We start from the raw sequence: 24,800 nt of genomic DNA, 5'->3' as shown, positions 1-24,800 counted from the left end.
CATCGGAGTACTCTATGTAGGGCAAAGAAGCCAAAAGGATATAATATATCCTTTTGGCTTCTTTGCATACAGCGACCTTTTTTAAAGGGGGATGAATATTGAAAGAAGAGATATTAAGCGTGGGAATTGATATCGGGACATCAACTACACAATTGGTGTTCAGCAGTATTTTGATCGAAAACACAGCCTCGGATTTTTCAGTGCCAAGGATAGAGATCAAAGAAAAGAAAATAATCTACGAAAGCAAGATATATTTCACTCCTCTGATAAATTATGAAACCATTGATGCAGCAAGGGTTAGAGCAATAATTGAGAATGAGTATGAGAAGGCGGGGCTTTCACCGGGACAAATAAGCACAGGCGCAGTCATAATCACCGGTGAAACAGCGAGGAAGGAAAATGCTTCTTCAGTGCTGGAAAGCCTTGCAGGGCTGGCAGGAGAATTTGTTGTCGCTACTGCAGGACCGGACTTGGAAGCAATAATAGCGGGAAAGGGTGCCGGAACGGAGCGCCTCTCCAGAGATGAAGGATGTGTGGCAGCGAATCTGGATATAGGCGGAGGAACAACAAATGTCGCTGTATTTAAAGATGGAGAGGTTATTGATACCGCATGTCTTGATATCGGAGGAAGATTGCTCAGGTTGAGTAAAAATACGCAAGTTGTTGAATATATAGCGCCAAAGATAAAAAAATTGGCAGAAGGCGCCAGAATAAGTATAAGGGAAAATCAAAGCGTCACAGTAGGAACGGCTGAAGCTGTTTGCGCGGAAATGACCAAAACCTTGGAAGAGGTTCTGGGCTTAGCCCCAAAATCAAAAGCCCTGGAAATGATGCTGACGGGCAGGGATCTGCGAAGAAGCTATGCCATTGATTACATAACCTTTTCCGGAGGCGTAGCGGATCATATTTATAATCCCGGGGATGGGGAAATATTTAAATTCGACGATATCGGTATTTTGCTTGGAAAAGCTATACGGAAATCATCGATCCCGCAGAGGATCAAGATGAAGAAGCCTTATGAAACCATCAGGGCTACAGTGGTGGGAGCGGGTGCTCATACGGTGGAGATAAGCGGCAGCACTATAACCTATACAAAAAAATGCTTTCCGCTTAAGAATATACCCATTCTGAAAGCATCCCATGAGGATGGACCAGAAATCACAGAAAGGCTTGCTGAAAGCATATCTCAAAAGCTGGAGCTATATGATTTACAATCGGGAGGCCAGCAAGTTGCATTAGCTTTGAAGGGGGTGAAGAATCCTGCATTCTCACAGCTGGTAACCATAGCAGAGAGTATAATCCGGGGAATGGGAAAGCATCTGGGAACTCAGGAGTATTTAATAATAGTGGTGGAAAATGATATGGCCAAGGCTCTCGGCCAAACACTGTACTCTAAGCTGCGCGGCGAAAAGCATGTAGTATGCATTGACGGCATCAGCGTTGAAAACGGAGATTACATTGACATCGGTAAACCTTTGGGCGATGGGAGAGTCGTACCTGTAGTCATTAAGACCCTAATCTTTAATTTTTAGTAAAGAGGTGATTAGATGAGACTAAAAACAAAGCTTTTCGGACATGTATATCAGTTTAAAGATGTTAAAGAGGTTTTGGGAAAAGCAAATGAGGAAAGATCCGGTGACAAATTGGCCGGTGTATGTGCAGAAAGCATGGCAGAGAGAATAGCCGCAAAGGATGTTCTGAGCCATCTTACCTTGTCCGATCTGAGAAACAATCCTGTAGTTCCCTATGAAGAAGACGAGGTCACAAGGGTCATTCAGGATGCTGTCAATGAGAGCATATATGGTGAAATAAAAAATTGGTCTGTATCTGAGCTTAGGGAATGGCTCCTTTCAAACGAGACGACTGCTGAGCAGATCAGGAGAATAAGCAGGGGCTTGACCAGTGAAATGGTCGCAGCGGTTGCAAAGCTGATGAGCAATCTTGATTTAATATATGGAGCAAGCAAGATCAGAGTAACTGCCCACTGCAATACCACCATAGGCCTGACCGGGACTATATCCTTCAGGCTTCAGCCCAATCATCCTACAGACAATATTAAAGGAGTAGAATTATCCGTGTATGAAGGCTTGAGCTATGGCGTGGGAGATGCGGTTATCGGCCTTAACCCTGTTGAGGATACTGTTGACAACGTTACGGCAGTTCTCAATTTGTTTGCCGAAATAAAAGAAAAGTGGAAGATCCCCACGCAGAGCTGCGTTTTGGCTCATGTGACAACGCAGATGGAAGCCGTGAGAAAGGGTGCTCCCAGCGATCTCTTTTTCCAGAGCATAGCAGGATCTCAAAAGGGTAATGAAGCCTTCGGCATATCTGTTGCATTGCTGGATGAAGCACATGATCTGGTTACAAAATGCGGAACCTCGGCAGGCCCCAATGTCATGTATTTTGAAACGGGCCAGGGTTCGGAGCTGTCCTCTGATGCCCATCATGGTGCGGATCAGGTCACTATGGAAGCGAGGTGCTATGGACTGGCAAAAAGATACAATCCCTTTATGCTGAACACAGTTGTAGGATTTATCGGGCCTGAGTATCTATATAACAGCAAAGAAGTGATAAGGGCCGGTCTGGAAGATCACTTCATGGGAAAACTCACGGGAATATCCATGGGGGTTGATGCCTGCTATACGAATCATATGAAGGCCGATCAAAATGATATAGAAAACCTGGCTGTACTGCTTACCTCTGCAGGCTGCAATTATTTCATGGGCATACCTCATGGAGATGATGTCATGCTCAACTATCAGTGCACAGGGTATCATGATGCTGCTTCGCTCAGGCAGCTGCTTAAATTAAGGCCCTCTAAAGAATTTGAGGCATGGATGGAATCCATGGGCATATGGAAGGATGGTCAGCTGACAGGAAGTGCCGGCGACGCATCGATCTTTTTAAAATAATCCAGAGGGGTGAAGTGAATGATATCTGAAATTGAATTGAGAAAAATAATCGAACAGGTAATAGCGGAAATCGGAAGCGCTGCTCCGGCAAAGGAATCAAATGACAGCTCGGAAAGCTGCTGCAATTTAGATGCTTCTCAGGATGCCGCAGATGAGAATATAAATGATATAGCAAAAATAGAGCTTAGAAAACAGGTACTGGTGCCAGAGCCGGAAAATCTCCAGGGCCTGTTGAAGATGAAGGAGAGCACTCCTGCAAGGATTGGGGTATGGAGAGCAGGACCGAGATACAAAACAGAAACCATGCTGAGATTCAGGGCAGACCATGCTGCAGCTCAGGATGCGGTTTTTACGGATGTATCGGAAGCCTTGATAAGCAAGATGAATTTGTTCGCAGTAAAGACTAAATGCAAGGATAAGGATCATTACCTGACCCGTCCTGATTTAGGAAGGATTCTTGATGATGAAGCCGTGGAGGCTCTAAAGAGCAAGTGCACTAAAGCACCGCAAGTTCAAATCTATGTTTCCGATGGTTTAAGCTCTACTGCGATAGAAGCCAATGCATCAGATATTTTGCCGGTCATAATCCAGGGGCTGAAAAACTATGGGATATCGGTGGGAACTCCGTTTTTCTTAAAATATGGAAGAGTGCCTGCCATGGACCATGTTTCAGAGGTTCTGGGAGCAGAAGTAACCTGTGTTTTGATAGGCGAGAGGCCGGGGCTTGTCACGGCAGAAAGCATGAGCGCATACATAGCATATAGAGCAAAGGTAGGGATGCCTGAGGCCAGAAGAAACGTGGTTTCCAATATTCACAGGGGCGGAACTCCGGCAGTAGAGGCCGGAGCCCATATAGCGGATCTTATAAAGCTGATGCTTGATAAAAAAGCCAGCGGCTTGGACCTTAAGATATGAAAGGTCAAATCTATGAAGTTGGAGGGATGATAGATGAAAAATGATCCTATTAAAGCGACGGTGCTGAGCGTAAAGATCATATCCAATGTGGACCCGGACATGGCTGCAGAATTCAAACTGGAGCCCCATCAGCGCAGCTTGGGCATGCTTACGACTGATATAGATGACGTGTCCTATACAGCTTTGGATGAGGCTACCAAAAAGGCGGATGTTCAGGTGGTCTATGCAAAATCCTTTTATGCAGGTTCAGCCAATGCCAGCACAAAATTAGCGGGAGAATTCATAGGCATCATTGCAGGCCCAAATCCTGCGGAAGTTAGGAGCGGCTTAAATGCGGCCGTTGAATTCATCCAGAATGACGCATGCTTTTACAGTGCCAATGATGACAATACCATACCATATTATGCACACTGCATATCCAGAACAGGGTCATTCTTATCTAAGGTAGCAGGTGTGGAGGAAGGAGCTGCAATAGCATATCTCATAGCTCCTCCTTTAGAAGCCATGTATGCCCTTGACGCAGCCCTGAAATCTGCAGACGTAAAAATGGCAGCCTTCTATGGACCACCATCAGAAACAAACTTCGGCGGCGGGCTGCTGACAGGCAGCCAATCAGCCTGCAAGGCCGCCTGTGACGCTTTTGCAGCTGCAGTTCAGTTCGTAGCGGAAAACCCGACCAAATATTAGTAAGTGATTCAAAATGGAAAGCCTTAATGATCAAACCGCACTGGGCATGGTGGAAACCTATGGCTATATAGCACATATAGAGGCTGCAGATGCATGTTTAAAAGCTGCCAATGTAAGATTGATAGGCTCTGAAAGAGTAAAGGGCGGATATATGCTCATAAAGGTCATGGGAGATGTGGGGGCAGTAAAAGCTGCCATTGATGCCGCCAAAGCTGCCGTAGAAATGCTTGGGCTGAAAGCAGTTACTCATGTCATACCCAGGCCGTCACCGGATGTTCAAAAGCTCATTCATACAAAGCCAAGAGATGATAAAGCAGACAACTCTGCTGTGAAAACGCTGAAAAATGACAGAGATGATGGCAGGAAATCAAATAACGATGATTCATATCCTGACATAAACAAATTATCTAAGATGAACGTGGCAAAGCTCAGGATGATTGCCAGGTCGCTGGAAAACATTTCTTTGGATAAGAACCAGATAAACTTCGGCAAAAAGCAAGAGCTGATAAATGCTATACTGGATTGCTTGGGAAAGGAGGGAAGAGCAGATGGAGATAGTTGATGGAGACCTGAAGTCAATTCAAGAAGTGAGAACTCTGGTTCAAAAAGCAAGGATCGCCCAGCAGGAGTTTGCATCCTTTGATCAAGCGGAAATCAATGAAATAGTGAGATGTATAGCTGAAGTGAGCTGGTCAAATGCAGAATACCTTGCAGATCTGGCCGTAAAGGAAACGGGCTTCGGCAAATATGAAGATAAGGTAATAAAGAACCGATTTGCAAGCAGGAAGCTGTACGAAAGCATTAAGGATATGAAAACCATCGGTGTAATAAATGAAGATAAGGACAGAAAAATAATTGAGATAGGAACTCCTGTAGGTGTGATCGCCGGGCTTGTGCCTTCTACGAATCCCACTTCAACGGCGATCTTCAAAGCTTTGATTGCAGTAAAATCGGGAAATGCGATAATCTTAAGCCCTCATCCCTCTGCAAAGGGCTGCATAATGGAAGCTGTAAATATTATGAAGGATATGGCCGAAAAGCTGGGAGCGCCGGAGGGCTTGATAAGCTGCATGAGCTTCCCCACTGCTGAAGGAACTGCCGAACTGATGAGACTTTCTTCCCTCATATTGGCTACGGGAGGCTATGCCATGGTGAAGGCGGCATATAGCTCCGGAACTCCGGCTTTGGGTGTAGGCCCCGGAAATGTACCTGCTTTTATCGAGAGAAGCGCCGATATTCCCAAGGCGATAAAAAGGATATTGGACAGCAAAACCTTTGATAACGGCACCATATGTGCATCCGAGCAGGCAATAGTTACGGAGGATTGCATAAAGAAAGATGTCAAAAAAGAGCTGGTGAGGCAAGGAGCCCATTTTGTATACGGGGATGACCTGGAAAAGCTTGCACAACTGATAATAAAGCCAAACGGCGGACTAAATCCCAGGATAGTGGGGCAGCCTGCAGAGCGGATTGCTGCCATGGCCGGCATTGATGTGCCCAAAGACACCAAAGTCCTTGTATGCGAACAAGCAGGAGTAGGAAGGGATTATCCTTTCTCAATAGAAAAGCTGTCACCCATATTGGCATTTTACTCCGAGGAGGACTGGCATAAAGCTTGTGAAAGATGTATAGAGCTTTTGAAGCACGGCGGATTAGGGCACTCCCTCGTGATACATTCACGGGATGAGAATGTGATCAGGGAGTTTGCACTAAAAAAGCCCGTATCCAGAATGCTGATAAATACACCCTCTTCACAAGGTGCAATAGGTGCGACAACAAATCTTCTGCCGTCCCTCACATTGGGCTGCGGCGCCGCCGGGGGAAGTGCCACATCGGATAACGTGGGTCCTATGAACCTCATAAACATAAGGAGAGTAACTTATGGGGTGCTGGAGGCCGAAGACTTGCGCGGCGGCAAAGAGGACGGCTTAAACATAGACAACATTGTAAAGCTGGTATTGGAGAGATTAAGCAAAGAAAATCATGATTAAAGAGGAGGAATATGAATGTCTAATACAAACGCATTGGGAATGATCGAAACCAAAGGTCTGGTAGGAGCAATAGAAGCGGCAGATGCCATGGTAAAGGCTGCAAATGTAACCCTTATAGGAAAGGTCCTTGTAGGAGGAGGCCTTGTATCCGTTATGGTAAGAGGAGATGTAGGTGCAGTCAAGGCCGCAACTGACGCCGGTGCAGCAGCTGCTGAGAGAGTAGGAGAACTGATATCAGTACATGTCATTCCGAGGCCTCACAGTGAAGTGGAGATGATCCTGCCTAAATTAGAAGGCTAATAAACCAGTATAAATCAGGGGGACTGGTGCCCCCTGCCTCATTTATTCATAGAAGGATGTGAAGATATGAGTGTATTGACGGAGACTTCACTTAGAGTCGAACTGAGGAATAAAAAAGTAAGCCAATACTTTGTGGAACCTGATGTAAAGATCACGCCTTCAGCCAGACAGTATTTAAAGGAGAGGGAAATAGAATTAGTCGTAAGAGGCAGAGAGTCAGCCAAAGCCGCGGAAGACAAAACGGAAAAGGAGCAGAAAGAATGCATCACGCCCAAGTATTCTGCGGTGTTTGGGGGAGGCTATTTCACAGATAAACCCGAATACATGACCCAGCTCCACGGCAATAAACTGGTGCTTAAAGATCATCCTCGCATCGCTATGAGGGGGAAGCTGGACAGCCTTCAAAGCAAGATCATGGAAGTGCAAGTATCCGCCTCAAAGCAGAAATATATGGGTATAGTAAAGGATCTGGAAGAGGCATTGACTTTGTGCCGCAGCATCATGAGAGCAGAGGTATTGAATGAAGCCCTGCCGGAGGTGGAGATATTGGATCTGGATGAGAAAAAGCTGAGAGAGATGTCCCATAATCCGCAGAAATATTTTAACACAAAGCATATACTCCCCTCCTGGGAGATGGGCGAGACGGCTATATTGCTGAACAGCATCAGAAGCGCTATGCGCGAAGTCGAGATCGCAGCGGTTAAAGCCTTTAAAACCGAAGAAGGCGTGGACCGGGTTGACATAATAAGAGCCTTGAACAGGTTGAGCAGCTGCATTTACATCATGATGCTGAGACAGATTACCGGATATTACAAGGAAGAGAGGTAATATGGTGGATACCCTGGAGCTTATAGTTGAGAAAGTGTTGAGGAAGATTGAGGAAGCCAAATACATCCCCATTGAAGCCTCTGCAAGACATGTGCACCTCTCTCAAGAGCACGTAGACAGCCTCTTCGGAAAAGGTTATGAGCTTGAGAAGATCAGAGAATTGTCCCAGCCGGGTGAATATCTCTGCAAGGAAAGATTGGATATAATCGGGCCGAAAAGCGTGCTGAGGAATGTTGCCATACTTGGACCCGTAAGGGGAAGCACTCAAGTAGAGATTTCGCGCACCGATAGTATCGCATTGGGAGTAAATGCTCCCTTGAGGCTTTCCGGAGATCTGGAGGATAGCGAAACATTGTTTATCAGCTGCTGCAGAAAGGTTATTGAAGCCGGAAGCAGCACCATAGTTGCCAAAAGGCATATTCATATGACTCCGGAAGACGGCATTAGATATGGGCTTTCGGATAAACAAATCGTGAGGGTAAGGGTGCACAGCGTTAGGCCATTGGTATTTGAGGATGTGATAATAAGGATTACAGAAAAGAGCCGGCTGGCTATCCATATAGATCACGATGAAGCCAATGCCTGCGGCTTTGTCGAAGGTGCAATGGGAGAAATTATATAAATACCGGGAGGTTTATGATGGAGGATTTGAGCAAGGCTGATTCTTTGATCATGGAGGTTGAACAGACCCTGACCGGAGAATGTGCTTTTGAAAGAGAAGGAGAGCCAAAGGTGGGGGTGGATTTAGGGACCTCACATGTAACACTAACTGTGCTGGATTGGAAGGGGAAACCTGTTGCATGCGCCATGGAATCGGCAAAGGTCGTCCGTGACGGTCTTGTTGTGGATTACTCGGGAGCAGTCAGCATCGTCAAAAGCTTGAAGAGGGAAATAGAGCAAAGAATAAGCGCTGATATTTCCAAGGCAGCTATAGCAGTACCTCCGGGAACAGGAAAAAGGGACAGCGACACCCACCGCTATGTGGTAGAAGCGGCGGGAATAGAAGTGGTATCCGTAGTGGATGAACCTACGGCTGCCAATAAGGTGCTATGCATCAAAGATGGTGCTGTCGTTGATATTGGAGGTGGAACCACAGGATTATCAATTATTGAGGGCGGCCGAGTCGTATATACGGCCGACGAGCCGACGGGAGGAACACACCTGTCTTTGGTAATTGCAGGGAATTATAAGATCAGATTTGAAGAAGCGGATGATATAAAAAGGGACAAAGCAAGGCATAAGGAAATAACCCCTCTGGTGCTTCCCGTGGTTCAAAAAATGGCCTCCATCATCAATTGCCATATAAGAGGCTTCAAGGTAAGGGATATATATCTTGTCGGGGGCACATCCTGTTTGACCGGCATAGAGGACATCATCGAAAGAGAAACAGGGATCAAAACCGTCAAGCCATACAATCCGCTGCTGGTTACACCTGTCGGTATTGCGCTTAGTTGTTATTAAAGGGAGTGATAGTTTGGATACGAATATCTTAATTGATAGAGTCGTCAAGGAGGTCATAAAAAGAATAGAATCAAGCTCCCCCAAAATAATGCTCATAGGGAAAGGTGAGCTTGCCGGAGAAGAACTGGGTAGAGCAGCCATATGCCATACATGCTGTGAAGGCTATTCAGATGATATGCCCATAGATGATTACGATTTTATAATCATCCGGGGGATGTCGATATTTGAACTGGTGAGCTCTGCCCTGCTGGTGCCGGGCACTAATGTCTCAAAGCTGATTCTTAAAGGGAGATTGACAGGCAAAAAGATTTATGTTGAAAAGGACAGCATGGAATATAAAAAATATGAGTCAACCATTGACAGGGGCTTGGAAAAACAGCTGGAGCACTATGAAGATTGCTTAAAAAGTTATGGAATAAAAATGCTTAAGGCACAAGAAATAATTAAGGATATCAATGACAATGGCGTAAATGATAACTCAAAGAATGAAGAAAGTTCCCGGGATGATTGCAAATCAAGGGATCAGTGCAGATTGGATAAGAAGCTTATAACTGAGCAGGATCTCAGAAGGCTGGCACAGCAAGGGCATAAAACAATACAGATAAGCAAAGGAAGCATTGTGACCCCGCTTGCCAGAGACTTTATGAAAACAAACAATATGTCCTTATTTAAAGAATAATGCCTATGCAAAGGAGATATAAGGATATGATAATGGCAAAAGTAATAGGTAATGTATGGGCAACAAGGAAGGATGACGCTTTAAACGGCCTTAAGTTCCTTGCAGTGAAGCCCATGGATTATTGCAAGGAAGGAGACGCTCCCACATTTATAGCGGCAGACATAGTAGGTGCAGGAATAGGGGAGACTGTTCTCGTGACAAAGGGAAGCTCGGCAAGGAAGGTCCTTGGAAAGGATGGCATACCTATTGATGCCGCTATAGTTGGTATCATCGATATGGTAGAGGTAGAGAAGGCATATCCGGAATAGGCCTGTGAGGTGATATGATGGAAGAATTAAGAAAAATCTACAATGCAGGCGTAGTGGGTGCAGGCGGTGCCGGTTTTCCCACCCACAAGAAACTCAGCACCAGGGTGGAATACTTCATCATCAACGGAGCAGAATGTGAACCGCTGCTGCAGACAGATAAGCATATAATGAGGGAAAAGGCTGACGAGCTCATGCTGGGAATTGAGAAGGCCGCTGGGCTGGTTCAGGCTGACAGGATCGTATTTGCTCTTAAAAAGAAATATTCGGATGAAACATACCACCTCAAAAAAGCTGCAGAAAAGCTGAATATGAATATGGAATTCTTCTTTATGGACAGCATATATCCCGCCGGTGATGAACAAATATTGGTATTTGAGGTTACAGGCCGCACGGTACCGCCTGGCGGAATACCCATGCAGGTTGGAGCGGTAGTGAGCAATGTGGGCACACTGCTCAACATCTATTATGCCATGGAGGATAAGCCTGTCATAAGAAAGTATGTGTCCGTATTGGGAGAAGTCAATGATCCTGTAATCCTTGATGTACCTATAGGCATCAGCGTGAGGGAATGCATATCCGCTGCAGGGGGCAGCAAGCTGGACAGCTTTCACGTGATCCTCGGAGGCCCTGTTATGGGAAAGATCATTGCGGCGGAAGAAATTGACAAAAGGGGCATCACCAAAACCGATGGAGGAATAATAGTCGTACCGTCGGACCATCATCTGATCCGCAAGAACGCCCTCAGCCTCCGGCATATGATAAATCAAACCAGATCGGCCTGCATTCAATGCAGCTATTGCACTGATATGTGCCCGAGATACCTGATCGGACATCCTTTGAGGCCCCATAAGATAATGAGAAAGATAGGATATAGTGAAGAGATAGACGAGAGCTTTATTGACTCACTGATATGCTGCGAATGCGGTATCTGCGAGCTATATGCCTGCCCCATGGGAATATCCCCGCGGCTGGTAAATGTATATGTGAAGAAAAAGCTCAGGGAAAAGGGAATCAGATTCCAAGACAACGGCAGCGGCATTAAGGATTTAAGCCTCAGAGAACATAGAAAAATTCCGGCAGCGAGGATGTTTTCCAGGATTGATATGAACAAATACGATGTAAAAAGGCCTTTGGAGCTGAAGCGGGTAGATACCGATACTGTTTCTATTTCGTTGAAGCAGCATATCGGGAAAGCTGCGTCTCCGCTGGTAAATGCGGGAGATAGAGTTTATGCGGGACAGCTTATAGCTTCTGTGGATTTTGAGGATGTTGGTGCCAATATACATGGAAGCATAGATGGGACCGTGATGAAAATTGATGATTTTATAATCATACAGAAAACCAGCAATGGGGTGATGCCATGTTGAAATCTATTGGAATGATTGAATTGAACAGCATTGCCAGGGCTGTTGAAACTGCTGATGTCATGATGAAAGCAGCCGAAGTGGGGCTGGTATTTTCAAAGCCTGTATGCCCCGGAAAATTCATTATAATGATAAGCGGAGATGTGGGTGCCGTAAAGGCATCTATAGCTGCAGGACTGGACAGAGCAGGCCAGTTTGCAGTAGAAAATTTCATAATACCTAATGTCAGTGCTCAGGTATTGAATGCCTTCAACGGAGCAAGCCCCATAGAAAAAGTGAATGCCATAGGTGTAATGGAATTTTTTAATATTGCAGCCTCGGTAAAAGCTGCAGATAACGCGGTAAAGGCAGCACAAGTGAGTCTGCTTGATATAAGGCTGGGTATAAGCATTGGCGGCAAATCCTTTGTGGTGCTGTCCGGAGACGTGAGCGCCGTAACGGAAGCGGTTGAGTCCGCGGCCAGAGAATCCATAGAAGAAGGAACCCTTATCAATAAAGCAGTAATTTCTAACCCATCGGAAGAATTATTTATGAGTTTGCTATAAAAATTTGTAAAGGGGGAAATTAAATGAGCATCAATGAGATTATTGTCTATATCATGGTAGTTTTCATGGTTTTGGGTGCTATTGACAAGATAATAGGAAACAAATTCGGCCTGGGGGAGAAGTTTGATGAAGGCTTTATGGCTATGGGTTCTTTAGCCATCGCCATGGTAGGAGTCGTATCCCTGGCCCCCGTCCTGGCAACCATACTGAAGCCTGTCATCGTCCCCGTATATACGGCATTGGGTGCTGACCCAGCTATGTTTGCTACAACTCTCCTTGCCTGTGATATGGGAGGATATCCGCTGGCATTGCAGCTTGCTCAGACTGAAGAAGCAGGGCTGTTTGCCGGTTTGATTCTGGGCTCCATGATGGGGCCTACTATAGTATTTACAATCCCTGTAGCATTGGGGATAATACAAAAAGAAGATCATAAATATCTGGCCACAGGCATTTTGGCCGGTATGATCACCATTCCCATAGGCTGCTTCGTCGGCGGCCTTGTAGCAGGCTACAGCATTGGTATGATCACGATGAATCTTGTACCGATAATCATTGTCGCTTTGCTGATCGCATTGGGCCTATGGAAGATTCCGGATAAGATGATCAGAGGCTTTAATGTTTTCGGCAAAGGCGTGGTATGGGTCATAACCATAGGCACGGCTGCTATAATCATTGAGACGCTTACCGGTATAGTTGTGATTCCGGGCATGGCACCTATAAGCGAAGGCATACAAATAGTAGGCTCCATAGCTATAATGCTGGCAGGCGCCTTCCCAATGGTGCATTTCATTACCAAAGTCTTTAAAAAGCCCCTCATGAGCATGGGCAAGGTATTGGGGATGAATGATGTGGCAGCGGCAGGCATGGTGGCTACCCTGGCTAACAATATCCCCATGTTCGGACTGATGAAGGATATGGATGAAAGAGGCAAGGTACTGAATGTTGCTTTTGCTGTAAGCGCAGCCTTTGTATTTGGAGATCATTTGGGCTTTACCGCCGGTGTAAACCGGGAAATGATATTCCCCATGATAGTAGGCAAGCTCGTAGCCGGTGTAACTGCTATAGCTCTTGCATCCTTTATCGCACCTAAGAGCGGCATAAGCATAAAAAAGGGTAAAAGCCATGCTGCCTAATATTGATAACACAGCCTTAATAGATGCTATAGCAAAAATAGTGATGGAAAAAATGCAGCCTTCTAAAGCAGAAATGATGAGGGAAATAGATAAAAGCGGCATAATCAGCATCAAGGGCTCGACTGTAAAATGCGAAGCCTTTGATACAGGAAAGCCCGGCGATCAGGTTTTTCTCAAGGATATAGTAGCTCTGGAGGAAAGCCCCCGTCTGGGATGCGGCTTCATGGAGATGAAAAAGAGCTCCTTCCCCTGGACCCTTAAATATGACGAAATAGACTATGTGATAGAAGGCACTCTGGAGATCATCATTAATGGGAAAAGGATAAAGGGTAATGCCGGCGATGTTATTTTTATACCCAGGAACAGTTCCATTGAATTCTCAGCCCCCGATCATGCACGGTTTATTTATGTCACATATCCTGCAAATTGGGCGGAGCTATAAATGTGGTGTTTTGCACCACATTTTTTTCTTGATGCACCATATAATATTGACAAAGATGAAATTTTGCGATAAAATCACATACAATATTATAAAAGTGAAGAATGGGAATAGTAGAGGAATACGAAGCTTATAGAGAGCCATGAAACGGTGGAAAATGGCGGCGTTCAATCTTCAAACTCGCCCAGGAGCTGCTGCCTGAAAATAGTAGGGCAAGACGGCGCCCGCCGTTATAGGGCTTCAAGTGGATTATTAAATGATGATCAATTAGAGTGGTACCGCGGTTTGCTCCGTCTCTTTGCAGGAGACGGGGTTTATTTTTTTATCAATATGGATGGAGTGATAAGCATGTATAACGTAGAAGTCGATAGGAAATGGCAAAAAAAATGGGAGGAAACCAAGCTGTATAAGTTCAATCCTGATAGAGTGGATAAGAAGCTTTATTGCCTTGAGATGTTTTCCTACCCATCCGGTGCAAACCTTCATGTAGGACATTGGTATAATTTCGGACCTACAGACTCCTGGGCAAGATTCAAGAGGCTCCAGGGCTATGAGATATTTCAACCTATGGGTTTTGATGCTTTTGGCTTGCCGGCAGAAAACTATGCAATAAAAACAGGGATACACCCTCATGATTCTACTATGAAAAACATTCAGACAATGGAAAAGCAGCTCAAAGAAATGGGAGCGATGTTTGACTGGGATTATGAAGTGGTTACCTGTTTGCCCGAATACTATAAATGGACCCAATGGATATTCCTGCAGCTTTACCATGCAGGCCTTGCCTATAGAAAAGAAGCGCCTGTAAACTGGTGCCCCAGCTGCCAGACAGTTTTAGCCAATGAGCAGGTAATAGACAGCCATTGCGAGAGATGTGATTCGGAAGTTACTAAGAAGAATCTTACTCAGTGGTTCTTTAAAATAACAGCCTATGCAGAAGAGCTTTTGCAAAAATTGGAGGAGCTTGATTGGCCGGATAAGACAAAGAAGATACAAAAGAATTGGATAGGCAAATCAGAGGGCGCTGAAATAGAGTTTAAAGTTGAAAATTCCGATATAGCTTTCAAAGTCTTTACCACCAGAGCCGATACATTATGCGGAGTAACCTATGTGGTGCTGGCTCCCGAAAGCCCAATAGTGGATAAGATTGTGTCCGGAGATTGCTGCAATTCCGTAGAAGAATATAGAGAATGGGCGAAGAAGCAGAGCGAGATAGACAGATTATCCACTACAAGAGAGAAAACGGGTGTGTTCACAGGAGCCTACAGCATTCATCCCATAACCGGCGAAAGATTGCCGATATGGATTGCCGATTATGTACTGGCTACCTATGGCACCGGATGTGTAATGGCGGTGCCGGCACATGACGAAAGAGATTATGAGTTTGCACAAAAGTTTGATCTTCATATCAAGAGAGTTATTGAAAGCGCTGACGGCAGCGATGCTCCACTGCCTTATGTAGAATATGGAGTATTGGTCAACAGCGGTGAGTTTGACGGAATGACATCTGCAGATGCCAGAATGAAGATTGTAGATAAACTGGCCAGAGAGAACAAAGGTGAAATAAAGATAAACTACAGATTGAGAGATTGGCTGGTATCCAGACAAAGATATTGGGGCTCTCCTATTCCTGTAGTTTACTGTGAGCATTGCGGGACAGTGCCGGTACCGGAAAAGGATCTGCCTGTGCTGCTTCCATATGATGTGGAATTTACTCCCGATGGAGAATCACCGCTCAAAAAGTGTGAGGAGTTTATAAACACCACCTGCCCCAAATGCGGAGGGCCGGCTAAGAGAGATGCGGATACATTGGATACCTTTGTTTGCTCCTCTTGGTACTATTTAAGGTATCCGGATAATAAAAATGCTGACGAGGCATGGAACAAGGAATGGATAGACAAGATGCTGCCTGTGGATAAATATGTGGGCGGTGCAGAGCACGCAGCAATGCATCTTTTGTATGCCAGATTCTTTACTAAGGCATTGAGGGATTTGGGATATTTGAAGTTTGACGAGCCCTTTACATCTTTAAGGCACCAGGGCGTAATACTCGGCCCTGATGGTAACAAAATGAGTAAATCCAAGGGTAATGTTATTTCCCCGGATAGTTATATAAATGAATATGGTTCAGATGTATTCAGATTATACCTCATGTTTGGCTTTGCTTACGAAGAAGGAGGACCTTGGAGCGACGGAGCTATAAAGGCCATTGCAAGATTCTTGAGCAGAGTCGAAAGAATAGCTGAGAGAGTGCTCGAACTGAGGGGTACTAATAGCAGTACCGAAATGGCAGCCGCTGAGAAGGAATTAAATTATGAAAGACATAGAGCAATAAAGGAAGTGGAAGCTGATACGGAGGAATTCCATTTCAATACCTCCATAGCAAGGATGATGGAGTTTTTAAACGCTTTATATAAGTATGACCAGGAGGTAGAAAATAAAAATGTTGAATTCTTTGAAGCGGCTTTGGCTGACTTGTTAAGAATATTAGCTCCCTTTGCACCTCATTTTTCAGAGGAAGTTTGGGAGCAGCTTGGTTATGAATACTCGATCTTCAACCAGGCATGGCCTAAATGGGATCCAAAGGCTCTCATAAAGGATGAGATTGAGATAGCGGTCCAGATCAACGGCAAAGTAAAATCCAGGGTGATGGTGCCTTCCAGCGGCGATCAAAAAGAGATTGAAGCGATAGCAATGGCTGATGAGGAGGTCAAGGAGGCTGTTTTAGGCAAACAGATAGTCAAGGTTATAGTTGTAAAAGGAAGATTGATCAATATAGTGGTTAAATAAAATTTTATGGCCGGTGCAGATTTTGCACCGGCTGTTTTAATCCCCGATCTTATAATGGACAGTCCACTGAACCTTTCTCAACACTTCAATAAAAGAAAACAGGTTAAACCACCCTAACTTTTTTTCATTATCATCAAAATACGTCCACTCATCAAGAAATTTATAATTCGGATTCCACTCTTCAAAATAGAGGCTGTCAGGTATACCGAATGTAAATACAGCTCCGCCGGTAATCCCCAATTGATGTCTCAATTTCCATTGCATATAACGGTTTTTCATTTTGTCTACCCAATAGCGGTTAGTGACCTCGCAGGCGATGTCAGCAGAGCCCAGCTCGTGATAAATCATAGCCAGAAGATCTTTAACATCGGGCTCTGTAAGATACATAAAAACACCTTCGGCAAGGACAAGATACGGCCCGCCTGTTTTAACAATTTTTGTCCAAGTATTATCCAGAATCGAGCCTTCTATAAATTGGCGCCTTGCATTTTCCTTCATAAACCGGCGTCTCAGTTCAATCACTTCCGGAAAATCAATATCAAACCATATTACTTTTCCATTGTCGACCCGGTCAAACCTCGTATCCAAGCCGCATCCCAGGTTAATCACCGTACCCATGGGATTGTTTTTTAAAAAATCATAAACATACCTGTCAAATCGACGGCTGCGGAGAGCCATAGTAACCGCTAGCTTAGGATTATACTTCCCATTCACAATTTTTCTGTGAATTGGATTATCTGAACCGGCGACTTCTTTTTTTATAATTCCGATCATTTCCACAGCCTTGGGATCGTGAATGATCGGATTACAGCTTATGCTTTCAAGCGCTCTTGCATATAGTGTGATAAGCATTGTGCTTGATACTTCAAGCATTGAAAAAAGTGATTTTTCCATCATTTTTCTCCTAATAATTCTACTATTTTGCTTTGGTCATATTTGTTTTTGTTGAAGTAACACAATAGATTATCATATTTATTAAGGAAACAAAGATTAATGTATGAAGTATTATATGATATAGGTCAGGTATATAAATATGAGAAGATGATATCAATTTTATTGTATCAGCAAAATAATTCATCTTTTCTTGTGAAGGGCCCAAAATAGTAAAATACCAATGTGCTAAAAACTGGGTTAAAAACCACATAAACAACCATGCCGTAAGTAAATATTTCTCGATTTTATCCTTAAAAATAAACCAAATAAATAACACTAAAAATATAACAAAAAATATGGCATCATCTCTATAAGACCTGGTAACTAAAATATGGCTATTAATACTCATTCCAACCATATCTAAAAAAAACCACAATAGCAAACACAAATTAGAAACAAAACATATTTTCTTGTTCATTCCATTCCTCCTAGATTTCCTGCTTGTAACGCCTACTAAATTATACCATATAATATAGCGGGATATAATAATTTATTTGATGCTGGATTTCAAAGAAGCTGTATAGTCCATGTGACATAGCTTCTGGAACTCCAGTCTACGGATGGAGCCTGCCGAATTTACAGACCTCCTTAATGGGAGGTCGTTTTGTTTATATCAATGTTATTCTTTTACCATATCCGCTATGTAGGAAAGGGCATTTTAGATGATATTAGCGTCAAAAAGAGCATCGTGTGATAAGCAAGGATTGACTTATTGTGGTAAATTATAGATAGGAGGTGTTGATATGCACGCTTGGGAGTCTATTCAACAGGCTATTGATTATATTGAAGAAAACCTAACAAAGGACTTGTCGATTGAAGAACTTGCGCAGGTAGCCGCATTATCGCCTTTTTACTTTCAAAGGCTGTTTCATCGACTTGTAAAACTGCCGGTACGCGAGTATACAAAGATGCGGCGTTTATCAAAAGCGTGTGAATTGCTTAGAGATACAAACCGAACAGTGATAGATATTGCCGAGGAATTTTGCTTCTCCGGCCATTCTAACTTTACACGAGCTTTCAAAAGTATTTTTGAGATAACACCTGAACAAATGCGCCATGTTAGAACTATGTTGAATCAGTATGTAAAGCCTAATCTTTTGCTGAACTATGTAATGATTGATGAAAATGTTCCTTTAATTGCAGATGGGATTGTGTTAGAAGTAACACGTAAAAAGCTGGATGTTCCAAAACCTATTATCGGCATTGCTAAGGAGATTCCCCTTACGGATATTATGGGCGGACAAGACAGTGGTATTTCCGTAACCGGAACTATGTGGGAAGATTTTCATTCTCAAAAGTCGTCTATTTACGGTTTGCTGCCAGATGGCAAAGAATGTGGTGTTGTCTATGCAGGTAATGCCAAAAAGGGATATTGTATGTATCTTGCAGGAGCTGAAGCCAGCGTAGAAATTGAAACCGTATCAGAAGATTTTACCATTTTTACTATGCCGGAAATGGAATACATTGTTTGCGGTTTTGAGGCAGAATCATTTGAAGAGCTTGTCACTTCAACGGTATATAAAGCACAGACTTTTATGGAACGCTGGATGCATAAGCATGATTTAGCAGCAACAGATTTTGCTGTTGAACTTTATTATCCTATCAAAGAAACATCAGCATATATGGAAACTTGGCTTGTCCCGATATCGATTGAATCATACGAGGAGGAATATGATGGAATGGAGTTGTAAATACGGTGCGGATAATAAGCCAAACCAACAACAAATTATTAATTTTGTCCGAAGCAGTTTGTGGGAAACCCTAAATAATCATCTTCATCAGATTTACATGACTGAACCAAAATACAATTACAGCAATTGCTCTATGCAACCCGGATGGAACGTAAAATATAGTAAAAACGGCAAATCTCTCTGTACGCTTTATCCTATGGAAGGGTACTTTATTGTCCTTGTAGTCATCGGAAGAAAAGAAATGCCCGAAGCCGAGTTTTTAATTCCCTTTTTGTCAGAATATGCCCAGAAAGTATTTAGGGAAACCAGAGTCGGTCAGGGCGAAAAATGGCTTATGCTGGATGTGCAAAATTTCAATACGGTTTTAGATATTATGAAACTGCTTGCACTGCGGATGAAGCCTAAAATAAATATAGAAATGGAGAGTCAGTATGTCCAGAATATCCAAAATCACCTTGAAGCAACTACCAGAAATGAACGTTTTGTCTATTCGCAAGACAATTAATTTCTTTAGAGAGTATCCTGATTTCATGGCAAATGCGGGTAGAGATATTCTTGCGCTTATTGAAGAAAAGAAAACTCTGCCCAGTAGCGGCCCCATTGTATGTTTTCATAACATTGAGCTTGAAACGCTTGATGTGGAAGTAGGATATGAGATTGCTCTTCCTGTTGAACCGAGAGGGGATGTAACAGCGCACATACTTCCTTCCCGCATCATTGCAACAACCATAGATCGTGGTCCCTACGAAAAGCAGGATGCTACGTTAGATGAACTGATGAAATGGATATCTGAAAATAGTTTTGTGGCAAACGGAGGCATCTATTACCATTATTTGAACGATGAAAAACAGTCTCAAAACGAGTATCTTACTGAAATGTATATTCCGGTAAATAAATTACAATAAAATAGAAAAAAATGTTGCTCGGTGGGTAGTAGCTATGCCATAAAAGTTGTATTACCTGTGGGACAGCGGTTTTGAGAAAATCAAAGCCGCTGTTCTCTATATTATCAAAAATTTTATGATTCATAGAAAAGTATAATTCTGCTTTAGTATAGACTCCCTGTAATGTTTTTTTAGGAGGATAATTTTAACTATATGTAGAATATTATTTCTAACGACTTAAGGCATCGGAGGAATTAAAATGATCATATATGGAATAGGAACAGATATAATTGAAATAGATAGGATAAAGAAAGCCATGGAGAGATATCCGGGGTTCGTTGACAGGCTTTTTACTGCTGATGAGCTGGCATATTTGGAAGGCAAGGCTTTAAGCCCACAACATGTTGCAGGAGGCTTCTCGGCTAAAGAAGCGGTGTTGAAATCCATAGGGACCGGCCTTCGCAATTTCAAATGGAAGGAGATCGAGATAATCCGGGATGTCAAAGGAAAGCCCTTTGTAAGATTGAACGGAAAAGTGAAAGACTATGCTGATGGCAACTATATAGGCGATATTCACATAACTATATCTCACAGCAGGAATTATGCTACCGCAACAGCTGTGGCTGAGATTTCTATTGAAAAGAGGTGGATGGATATTGAGAGCATGCTTGTCGGAGCAAATGAGATGCGCGGACGAAGTATCAATTAAAGAATTCAGCATATCCGGCATTGTTTTAATGGAGAATGCTGCTTTAGGGATTGTAAAAGAAATAGAAAAAGAGATTGAGGGAGGACGCCTGCCTAAAGAGGGGGAGGCTTCTTTGATCTGCGGAACCGGAAATAACGGCGGCGACGGCTTTGCGGCAGCCAGGCATCTCGCATCCAAGGGATGGAGAGCAGTGGTGTTTATATGCGGTGACGAGAAAAAAATAACCGGGGATGCTTTGGCAAACTTAAATATAATAAAGAAGCTTGGCATTCCTATTCTCAGCATGGAGGATTCAAATATAGAAGCCCTGGATATCATGTTCGGCAGAAGCCATATGATTATCGATGCCATGCTGGGAACCGGTTTTAAAGGAAGGCTTAAGGGCAATTATGAGACAATAGTAGATAAAATAAACAAGCAGCGTAAATATGTGCTTTCCATAGATAGCCCTACCGGCCTGAATTGTGATACCGGCTTTGCAGAAGGCAGTTGCATCAAAGCAAATAAAACGGTTGCTTTAGGGCTGCCTAAAATAGGGCTTGTTATAAATGATGGCCCTTATTATTGCGGAGAGCTTGCGGTATGCGGATTATCAATTCCTGAGCAGGCTTATGATAGAGTAGGGATCAGCAGATACTTGACGGACAGAGATTATGTCAGCGGCTGCATCAAGCCCAGAAAGGCTCATGGATATAAGGGGACCTACGGGAGAATATTGATAGCGGCAGGTTCTAAAGGAATGGAAGGGGCAGGGCTTTTAGCCGCCAAGGCAGCCTTGCGGAGCGGAGCAGGAATTGTAGAACTGGCAGTACCTTTGTGCTCATTTGATGCGGTTCGGGGTGTGATACCTGTGGTGATAACCCGGGGGCTGACGGATGATGGAGAGGGATGCCTGGCTTCAAAAAGCAGCGGAGAAATCATGTTGGCACTCCGCAACGCCTCAGTTTTTCTCATGGGACCCGGGCTGAGAACATCTTCTCAGGTTAAAGAGGCCGTTTTTGATGCGGCGATAAGTTGCAATAAACCTGCTATCTTTGATGCGGATGCATTAAATGTGATATCTGAAGAACCGGCTATTTTGCTGCAAAGGCCGGAATCGACCATAATAACCCCTCATCCGGCAGAAATGGCAAGGCTTATGGGTATCAGCACAGGCGAGGTTCAAGGAAACAGACTGGAGGCAGCGGAGAGCTTTGCGAAGAAGTACAGGGTGATCGTGGTGCTGAAGGGATATCGCACGATCATTGCATCTCCCTGGGGAGAGACCAGGATCAACCCCACCGGCAATCCGGGCATGGGCACAGCAGGCTCCGGAGATGTGCTCGGAGGCATAATAGCAAGCTTTTTGGCCCAGGGAATGAGCCCCATGGAAGCGGCTTCATGCGGTGCATATATACATGGTGCCGCCGGTGACAGGGCAGCGGAGAAATACGGACAGTGGGGAATGGTTGCCTCTGACATAATCAAATATATACCGCATACAATTATGGATATAGGGGGAAAGTAGAGGAGGTCTCTAATGCGGCAGAAGGTTTTATCCATAATTGTTATAGTGTCTTTGCTGCTTGGAGGATGCATGTTTTCCGCACCCAGCGCTGAAAAAGTATTAAAAAAAATGGAAGATGCACCCGGCTACAGCAGCGAAGCAAGGATGGCTGTTAAAAATAACAGAAGCGTATTTTACTACAATCTTAAGCAGTATTATAAAAAACCGGATAAATTCCGAATAGAGTTTTATGATGACAATCTGGTGATGAAGCAAATAATGATCTACAATAACGGGCAATGCGGCATTTTTCATGTCGGTATTGATAAGCCTTTCAAATCCGATACCTTTGCAGGGACTAAGGAACACAACTCTTTTCTATCTGCTTTTCTTGAAAATTATAGAAATGCACCGGATGCAAAATGGACTGTGGAAGAGAAAGATGGCAGAGATTATTATGTTTTTCAATGCAGCGTTGCAGGCAATAATCCCTATTTTAAAAAAGCCTTGCTGTATGTAAATCCGAAGAATGCTCAGCCATTGCTCTTAAACGTATTTGCTGAAGATGATTCAAAGACATTAGAAGTAGAGTATAAAACCTTTTTATACGGTACTGAAACAGACGATTCACTATTCGACATAGAAGAACAAAAATTTTCTTAATATTTTGATAAAGATATACATACAAGTGCTATAATATTATTGAAAATGCAAAGGAGGGTTTATGGATGTACAATATTGATCTTATAAGGCCTGCCTGGGCGGAAATAAATTTAGACAACTTAGCCGATAACATGAGGGAGATCAGAAGGCTGGCGAAGGATAGTGCCCAAGTAACAGCTGTCATCAAAGCTGACGGATACGGGCACGGAGCAAAATATATTGCTCAAACTTTGTTGGAAAACGGGGCGGACAGATTTGCCGTATCAGGATTGGATGAAGCTCTGGAATTAAGAAAATCCGGCATAAAGGAACCAATTTTGATTTTAGGCTATACTCAGCCTGAGAGGGCTAAGGCTATTGTTGGCAATGATATTGAGCAAGCGGTGTATTCTTATGAATTGGCCAGGAGCCTTTCAATGGAGGCAAAGAGGCAAAACAAGACAGCAAAGGTTCACATAAAGCTTGACACAGGCATGGGGAGAATAGGGTTTAAGGCTGACGAGACTGCAGTAACCCAAATAAAAGATATATATAATCTTCCTAATTTGATAATAGAAGGCATGTTCACTCACTTTGCTATTGCGGATGAAAAGGATAAAAGCTATACTGAAGGACAGTTTGACAAATTTATTCGAGTTGCTGATAAACTGGAGAAGGAAGGAATATTTATTAGGCTGAAGCACTGCGGAAACAGTGCGGCTATAATAGACCTTCCCCAAATGCACCTGGATATGGTCAGGGCTGGCATAATACTTTACGGCTTGGCGCCATCAAAGGATGTGGAATTGGACGGAATAAACCTGAAACAGGTTATGTCTCTAAAGGCTAAGATTACCCATGTAAAGGAGATCGATGCCGGAGAGAGCGTCAGCTACGGAAGAAAATTTATAGCTTCCCAAAAAACCAAAATTGCATCATTGCCATTGGGCTATGCGGACGGTTATACCCGAATGCTGACAGGAAAGGCTCAAGCCTTGGTGAATGGCATCAGGGTGCCGGTAATAGGCAGGATATGCATGGATCAATGCATGATAGACGTTACAGGTATTGAGGATGTAAAAGTAGGGGATGAAGTCGTATTATTTGGCAAACAAAAAAATTCCTTTATTTCTATAGATGAAATAGCGGAAAAGCTTGGGACTATTAATTATGAAATTGTTTGCATGATTGGCAAGAGGATTCCGAGAGTATATGTAAAAGATGGGAAAATAGTAAACATAGTAAATCAAATTTCCCCCTATGGAGATTAAAACCTTAAAAGACAGCATGTTGGTAAATATTATATATAGCTTAAATGTAAAAGTTGGTATATAATAGTCTACATATGGTTAGCATAAATTCAGAACACTGTTGTCTTGAGGACGAATATTTTTATTATTATTTTCATACATATTGGATAAGACGATAGATAAACCTGGAGGTGCTAGTGTGGCTGAATGTAAAAGAATAGTCGTCAGTTTGCCTGATAGCCTTTTAAAGGAAGTTGACAACATAATTTGTACTGAACAATGTAATAGAAGCGAGTTCGTGAGAAAAGCAATGAAATTTTATTTGAGCGAAATGAAAAGGATGAATTTTATAGAAAGCATGAAAAAAGGTTATCTGGAGATGACTGAGATAAATATTACACTAGCAGAGGTTGGGCTTACTGCTGATTATGAGACTATATGCAGGTATGAATCAAGGCTTGCGGAGTGTGAATAATGTGATTGTAAAAAGAGGCGACATTTTTTATGCAGATTTAAGCCCCGTTGTTGGTTCTGAGCAGGGAGGAGTCAGACCTGTACTTGTTATTCAGAATGATATAGGCAACAAATATAGTCCTACTATCATTGTTGCTGCTATTACTTCGCAGATTAACAAGGCAAAACTGCCTACTCACATTGAAATCAGCGCGGAAGAATATGGCCTTACTAAAGATTCTGTTATTCTTTTAGAACAGATAAGAACAATAGATAAGAAAAGATTAAAGGAGAGGATTGGACATCTATCCGATGAGCTTATGAAGAGAGTGGATGAATGCATCCAGATAAGCTTTGGATTGGCCGATTACACGATATAAGGGCGAAAGCCCTTTTTCTA

The 24,800-nt window shown here is 43.3% G+C and carries 28 protein-coding genes and 1 other annotated feature; of the genes, 26 read left to right on the top strand and 2 right to left on the bottom strand.

Features of this window, described 5'->3' with window-relative positions; all coding sequences use genetic code 11:
- Nucleotides 1–98 precede the first annotated feature (98 nt).
- From eutA to leuS, 17 genes are all read left to right on the top strand, one after another.
- On the top strand, nt 99–1,532 hold the full coding sequence (gene eutA / locus LJD61_RS08365) for an ethanolamine ammonia-lyase reactivating factor EutA (RefSeq protein ID WP_255227079.1): 1,434 nt from the start codon (nt 99–101) through the stop codon (nt 1,530–1,532).
- A 15-nt stretch (nt 1,533–1,547) separates the two neighbouring features.
- The gene (locus tag LJD61_RS08360) at nt 1,548–2,912 is read left to right on the top strand and encodes an ethanolamine ammonia-lyase subunit EutB (protein WP_255227078.1); all 1,365 of its coding nucleotides are present in this window, start codon (nt 1,548–1,550) and stop codon (nt 2,910–2,912) included.
- Between the two features lie 18 nt (nt 2,913–2,930).
- The gene (gene eutC / locus LJD61_RS08355; protein WP_303740716.1) at nt 2,931–3,827 is read left to right on the top strand and encodes an ethanolamine ammonia-lyase subunit EutC; all 897 of its coding nucleotides are present in this window, start codon (nt 2,931–2,933) and stop codon (nt 3,825–3,827) included.
- 33 nt (nt 3,828–3,860) lie between these two features.
- The gene (gene eutL, locus LJD61_RS08350) at nt 3,861–4,514 is read left to right on the top strand and encodes an ethanolamine utilization microcompartment protein EutL (RefSeq protein ID WP_255227077.1); all 654 of its coding nucleotides are present in this window, start codon (nt 3,861–3,863) and stop codon (nt 4,512–4,514) included.
- Nucleotides 4,515–4,527: 13 nt separating this feature from the next.
- Nucleotides 4,528–5,076 carry a BMC domain-containing protein gene (locus LJD61_RS20295; RefSeq protein WP_303740715.1) on the top strand — a complete coding sequence of 183 codons (549 nt, stop codon included), beginning with the start codon at nt 4,528–4,530 and terminating at the stop codon, nt 5,074–5,076.
- Entirely contained in the window at nt 5,063–6,505 is a 1,443-nt protein-coding gene (locus LJD61_RS08340; protein WP_255227076.1) for an acetaldehyde dehydrogenase (acetylating), read from the top strand. Before LJD61_RS20295 ends, LJD61_RS08340 begins: the two co-directional genes overlap by 14 nt.
- A 15-nt stretch (nt 6,506–6,520) precedes the next feature.
- A complete protein-coding gene (locus LJD61_RS08335; RefSeq protein WP_255227075.1) occupies nt 6,521–6,805 on the top strand; it encodes a BMC domain-containing protein in 285 nt (94 codons plus the stop codon).
- Between the two features lie 66 nt (nt 6,806–6,871).
- The gene (locus LJD61_RS08330) at nt 6,872–7,633 is read left to right on the top strand and encodes a cobalamin adenosyltransferase (RefSeq protein WP_255227074.1); all 762 of its coding nucleotides are present in this window, start codon (nt 6,872–6,874) and stop codon (nt 7,631–7,633) included.
- Between the two features lies 1 nt (nt 7,634).
- A complete protein-coding gene (gene pduL / locus LJD61_RS08325; protein WP_255227073.1) occupies nt 7,635–8,255 on the top strand; it encodes a phosphate propanoyltransferase in 621 nt (206 codons plus the stop codon).
- Between the two features lie 17 nt (nt 8,256–8,272).
- The gene (gene eutJ / locus LJD61_RS08320; protein WP_255227072.1) at nt 8,273–9,094 is read left to right on the top strand and encodes an ethanolamine utilization protein EutJ; all 822 of its coding nucleotides are present in this window, start codon (nt 8,273–8,275) and stop codon (nt 9,092–9,094) included.
- Between the two features lie 13 nt (nt 9,095–9,107).
- Nucleotides 9,108–9,773 carry a hypothetical protein gene (locus LJD61_RS08315; protein WP_255227071.1) on the top strand — a complete coding sequence of 222 codons (666 nt, stop codon included), beginning with the start codon at nt 9,108–9,110 and terminating at the stop codon, nt 9,771–9,773.
- 26 nt (nt 9,774–9,799) lie between these two features.
- The gene (locus LJD61_RS08310; RefSeq protein WP_255227070.1) at nt 9,800–10,081 is read left to right on the top strand and encodes a EutN/CcmL family microcompartment protein; all 282 of its coding nucleotides are present in this window, start codon (nt 9,800–9,802) and stop codon (nt 10,079–10,081) included.
- Between the two features lie 17 nt (nt 10,082–10,098).
- A complete protein-coding gene (locus LJD61_RS08305) occupies nt 10,099–11,448 on the top strand; it encodes a 4Fe-4S dicluster domain-containing protein (protein ID WP_255227069.1) in 1,350 nt (449 codons plus the stop codon).
- Nucleotides 11,442–11,990, top strand: coding sequence for a BMC domain-containing protein (locus LJD61_RS08300; RefSeq protein WP_255227068.1), 549 nt, complete (start codon nt 11,442–11,444; stop codon nt 11,988–11,990). Before LJD61_RS08305 ends, LJD61_RS08300 begins: the two co-directional genes overlap by 7 nt.
- A gap of 23 nt (nt 11,991–12,013) precedes the next feature.
- Nucleotides 12,014–13,123, top strand: coding sequence for an ethanolamine utilization protein EutH (gene eutH, locus LJD61_RS08295; protein ID WP_255227067.1), 1,110 nt, complete (start codon nt 12,014–12,016; stop codon nt 13,121–13,123).
- Entirely contained in the window at nt 13,113–13,565 is a 453-nt protein-coding gene (locus LJD61_RS08290) for a cupin domain-containing protein (RefSeq protein WP_255227066.1), read from the top strand. The genes eutH and LJD61_RS08290 overlap by 11 nt, the downstream gene beginning before the upstream one ends.
- Before the next feature lie 88 nt (nt 13,566–13,653).
- Nucleotides 13,654–13,863, top strand: a binding site (T-box leader).
- A gap of 47 nt (nt 13,864–13,910) precedes the next feature.
- Nucleotides 13,911–16,352 carry a leucine--tRNA ligase gene (leuS, locus tag LJD61_RS08285; protein WP_303740714.1) on the top strand — a complete coding sequence of 814 codons (2,442 nt, stop codon included), beginning with the start codon at nt 13,911–13,913 and terminating at the stop codon, nt 16,350–16,352.
- Nucleotides 16,353–16,388: 36 nt separating this feature from the next.
- On the opposite strand, the gene LJD61_RS08280 is transcribed toward leuS, so the two are convergent.
- Both LJD61_RS08280 and LJD61_RS08275 read right to left on the bottom strand, forming a co-directional pair.
- Nucleotides 16,389–17,246, bottom strand: a complete 858-nt coding sequence (locus LJD61_RS08280) for a class I SAM-dependent methyltransferase (RefSeq protein ID WP_255227065.1) — start codon at nt 17,244–17,246, stop codon at nt 16,389–16,391.
- Between the two features lie 22 nt (nt 17,247–17,268).
- On the bottom strand, nt 17,269–17,703 hold the full coding sequence (locus LJD61_RS08275; protein ID WP_255227064.1) for a hypothetical protein: 435 nt from the start codon (nt 17,701–17,703) through the stop codon (nt 17,269–17,271).
- A 325-nt stretch (nt 17,704–18,028) separates the two neighbouring features.
- Here LJD61_RS08275 and LJD61_RS08270 point away from each other — a divergent pair, with 325 nt between their 5' ends.
- The 9 genes from LJD61_RS08270 to LJD61_RS08230 all read left to right on the top strand — a co-directional run bounded on the left by LJD61_RS08270 (nt 18,029) and on the right by LJD61_RS08230 (nt 24,780).
- Nucleotides 18,029–18,976: an AraC family transcriptional regulator gene (locus tag LJD61_RS08270; protein ID WP_255227063.1), complete on the top strand. Its 948-nt coding sequence runs from the start codon at nt 18,029–18,031 to the stop codon at nt 18,974–18,976.
- Nucleotides 18,960–19,481, top strand: coding sequence for a DUF3788 domain-containing protein (locus LJD61_RS08265; protein ID WP_255227235.1), 522 nt, complete (start codon nt 18,960–18,962; stop codon nt 19,479–19,481). The genes LJD61_RS08270 and LJD61_RS08265 overlap by 17 nt, the downstream gene beginning before the upstream one ends.
- Nucleotides 19,408–19,881 carry a GyrI-like domain-containing protein gene (locus tag LJD61_RS08260; protein ID WP_255227062.1) on the top strand — a complete coding sequence of 158 codons (474 nt, stop codon included), beginning with the start codon at nt 19,408–19,410 and terminating at the stop codon, nt 19,879–19,881. Before LJD61_RS08265 ends, LJD61_RS08260 begins: the two co-directional genes overlap by 74 nt.
- Before the next feature lie 238 nt (nt 19,882–20,119).
- A complete protein-coding gene (gene acpS, locus LJD61_RS08255; RefSeq protein ID WP_303740713.1) occupies nt 20,120–20,569 on the top strand; it encodes a holo-ACP synthase in 450 nt (149 codons plus the stop codon).
- Complete coding sequence (locus LJD61_RS08250; protein WP_255227061.1) at nt 20,517–22,076, top strand: NAD(P)H-hydrate dehydratase; 1,560 nt, start codon at nt 20,517–20,519, stop codon at nt 22,074–22,076. The genes acpS and LJD61_RS08250 overlap by 53 nt, the downstream gene beginning before the upstream one ends.
- A 12-nt stretch (nt 22,077–22,088) precedes the next feature.
- Nucleotides 22,089–22,718, top strand: a complete 630-nt coding sequence (locus tag LJD61_RS08245) for a hypothetical protein (RefSeq protein WP_255227060.1) — start codon at nt 22,089–22,091, stop codon at nt 22,716–22,718.
- A 65-nt stretch (nt 22,719–22,783) separates the two neighbouring features.
- On the top strand, nt 22,784–23,968 hold the full coding sequence (gene alr / locus LJD61_RS08240) for an alanine racemase (protein WP_255227059.1): 1,185 nt from the start codon (nt 22,784–22,786) through the stop codon (nt 23,966–23,968).
- Between the two features lie 178 nt (nt 23,969–24,146).
- On the top strand, nt 24,147–24,422 hold the full coding sequence (locus LJD61_RS08235) for a CopG family ribbon-helix-helix protein (RefSeq protein WP_255227058.1): 276 nt from the start codon (nt 24,147–24,149) through the stop codon (nt 24,420–24,422).
- A gap of 1 nt (nt 24,423) precedes the next feature.
- On the top strand, nt 24,424–24,780 hold the full coding sequence (locus LJD61_RS08230; protein ID WP_255227057.1) for a type II toxin-antitoxin system PemK/MazF family toxin: 357 nt from the start codon (nt 24,424–24,426) through the stop codon (nt 24,778–24,780).
- Nucleotides 24,781–24,800 lie beyond the last annotated feature (20 nt).

Origin of the sequence: Lutispora saccharofermentans (genome assembly GCF_024363565.1) — a bacterium.
GTDB classification, from domain to species: domain Bacteria; phylum Bacillota; class Clostridia; order Lutisporales; family Lutisporaceae; genus Lutispora; species Lutispora saccharofermentans.
Note: the sequence above shows the minus strand (reverse complement) of the source record. Positions and strands in the feature narration are given on the sequence as shown.

Bases quoted from the DNA above. Each gene is read 5' to 3' on its own strand.
- LJD61_RS08360 (WP_255227078.1), top strand. From the start codon at position 1,548: ATGAGACTAAAAACAAAGCTTTTCGGACATGTATATCAGTTTAAAGAT.
- eutC (WP_303740716.1), top strand. From the start codon at position 2,931: ATGATATCTGAAATTGAATTGAGAAAAATAATCGAACAGGTAATAGCG.
- eutL (WP_255227077.1), top strand. From the start codon at position 3,861: ATGAAAAATGATCCTATTAAAGCGACGGTGCTGAGCGTAAAGATCATA.
- LJD61_RS20295 (WP_303740715.1), top strand. From the start codon at position 4,528: ATGGAAAGCCTTAATGATCAAACCGCACTGGGCATGGTGGAAACCTAT.
- LJD61_RS08340 (WP_255227076.1), top strand. From the start codon at position 5,063: ATGGAGATAGTTGATGGAGACCTGAAGTCAATTCAAGAAGTGAGAACT.
- LJD61_RS08335 (WP_255227075.1), top strand. From the start codon at position 6,521: ATGTCTAATACAAACGCATTGGGAATGATCGAAACCAAAGGTCTGGTA.
- LJD61_RS08330 (WP_255227074.1), top strand. From the start codon at position 6,872: ATGAGTGTATTGACGGAGACTTCACTTAGAGTCGAACTGAGGAATAAA.
- pduL (WP_255227073.1), top strand. From the start codon at position 7,635: ATGGTGGATACCCTGGAGCTTATAGTTGAGAAAGTGTTGAGGAAGATT.
- eutJ (WP_255227072.1), top strand. From the start codon at position 8,273: ATGGAGGATTTGAGCAAGGCTGATTCTTTGATCATGGAGGTTGAACAG.
- LJD61_RS08310 (WP_255227070.1), top strand. From the start codon at position 9,800: ATGATAATGGCAAAAGTAATAGGTAATGTATGGGCAACAAGGAAGGAT.
- LJD61_RS08305 (WP_255227069.1), top strand. From the start codon at position 10,099: ATGGAAGAATTAAGAAAAATCTACAATGCAGGCGTAGTGGGTGCAGGC.
- LJD61_RS08300 (WP_255227068.1), top strand. From the start codon at position 11,442: ATGTTGAAATCTATTGGAATGATTGAATTGAACAGCATTGCCAGGGCT.
- eutH (WP_255227067.1), top strand. From the start codon at position 12,014: ATGAGCATCAATGAGATTATTGTCTATATCATGGTAGTTTTCATGGTT.
- LJD61_RS08290 (WP_255227066.1), top strand. From the start codon at position 13,113: ATGCTGCCTAATATTGATAACACAGCCTTAATAGATGCTATAGCAAAA.
- leuS (WP_303740714.1), top strand. From the start codon at position 13,911: ATGTATAACGTAGAAGTCGATAGGAAATGGCAAAAAAAATGGGAGGAA.
- LJD61_RS08280 (WP_255227065.1), bottom strand. From the start codon at position 17,246: ATGGAAAAATCACTTTTTTCAATGCTTGAAGTATCAAGCACAATGCTT.
- LJD61_RS08275 (WP_255227064.1), bottom strand. From the start codon at position 17,703: ATGAACAAGAAAATATGTTTTGTTTCTAATTTGTGTTTGCTATTGTGG.
- LJD61_RS08270 (WP_255227063.1), top strand. From the start codon at position 18,029: ATGCACGCTTGGGAGTCTATTCAACAGGCTATTGATTATATTGAAGAA.
- LJD61_RS08265 (WP_255227235.1), top strand. From the start codon at position 18,960: ATGGAATGGAGTTGTAAATACGGTGCGGATAATAAGCCAAACCAACAA.
- LJD61_RS08260 (WP_255227062.1), top strand. From the start codon at position 19,408: ATGTCCAGAATATCCAAAATCACCTTGAAGCAACTACCAGAAATGAAC.
- acpS (WP_303740713.1), top strand. From the start codon at position 20,120: ATGATCATATATGGAATAGGAACAGATATAATTGAAATAGATAGGATA.
- LJD61_RS08245 (WP_255227060.1), top strand. From the start codon at position 22,089: ATGCGGCAGAAGGTTTTATCCATAATTGTTATAGTGTCTTTGCTGCTT.
- alr (WP_255227059.1), top strand. From the start codon at position 22,784: ATGTACAATATTGATCTTATAAGGCCTGCCTGGGCGGAAATAAATTTA.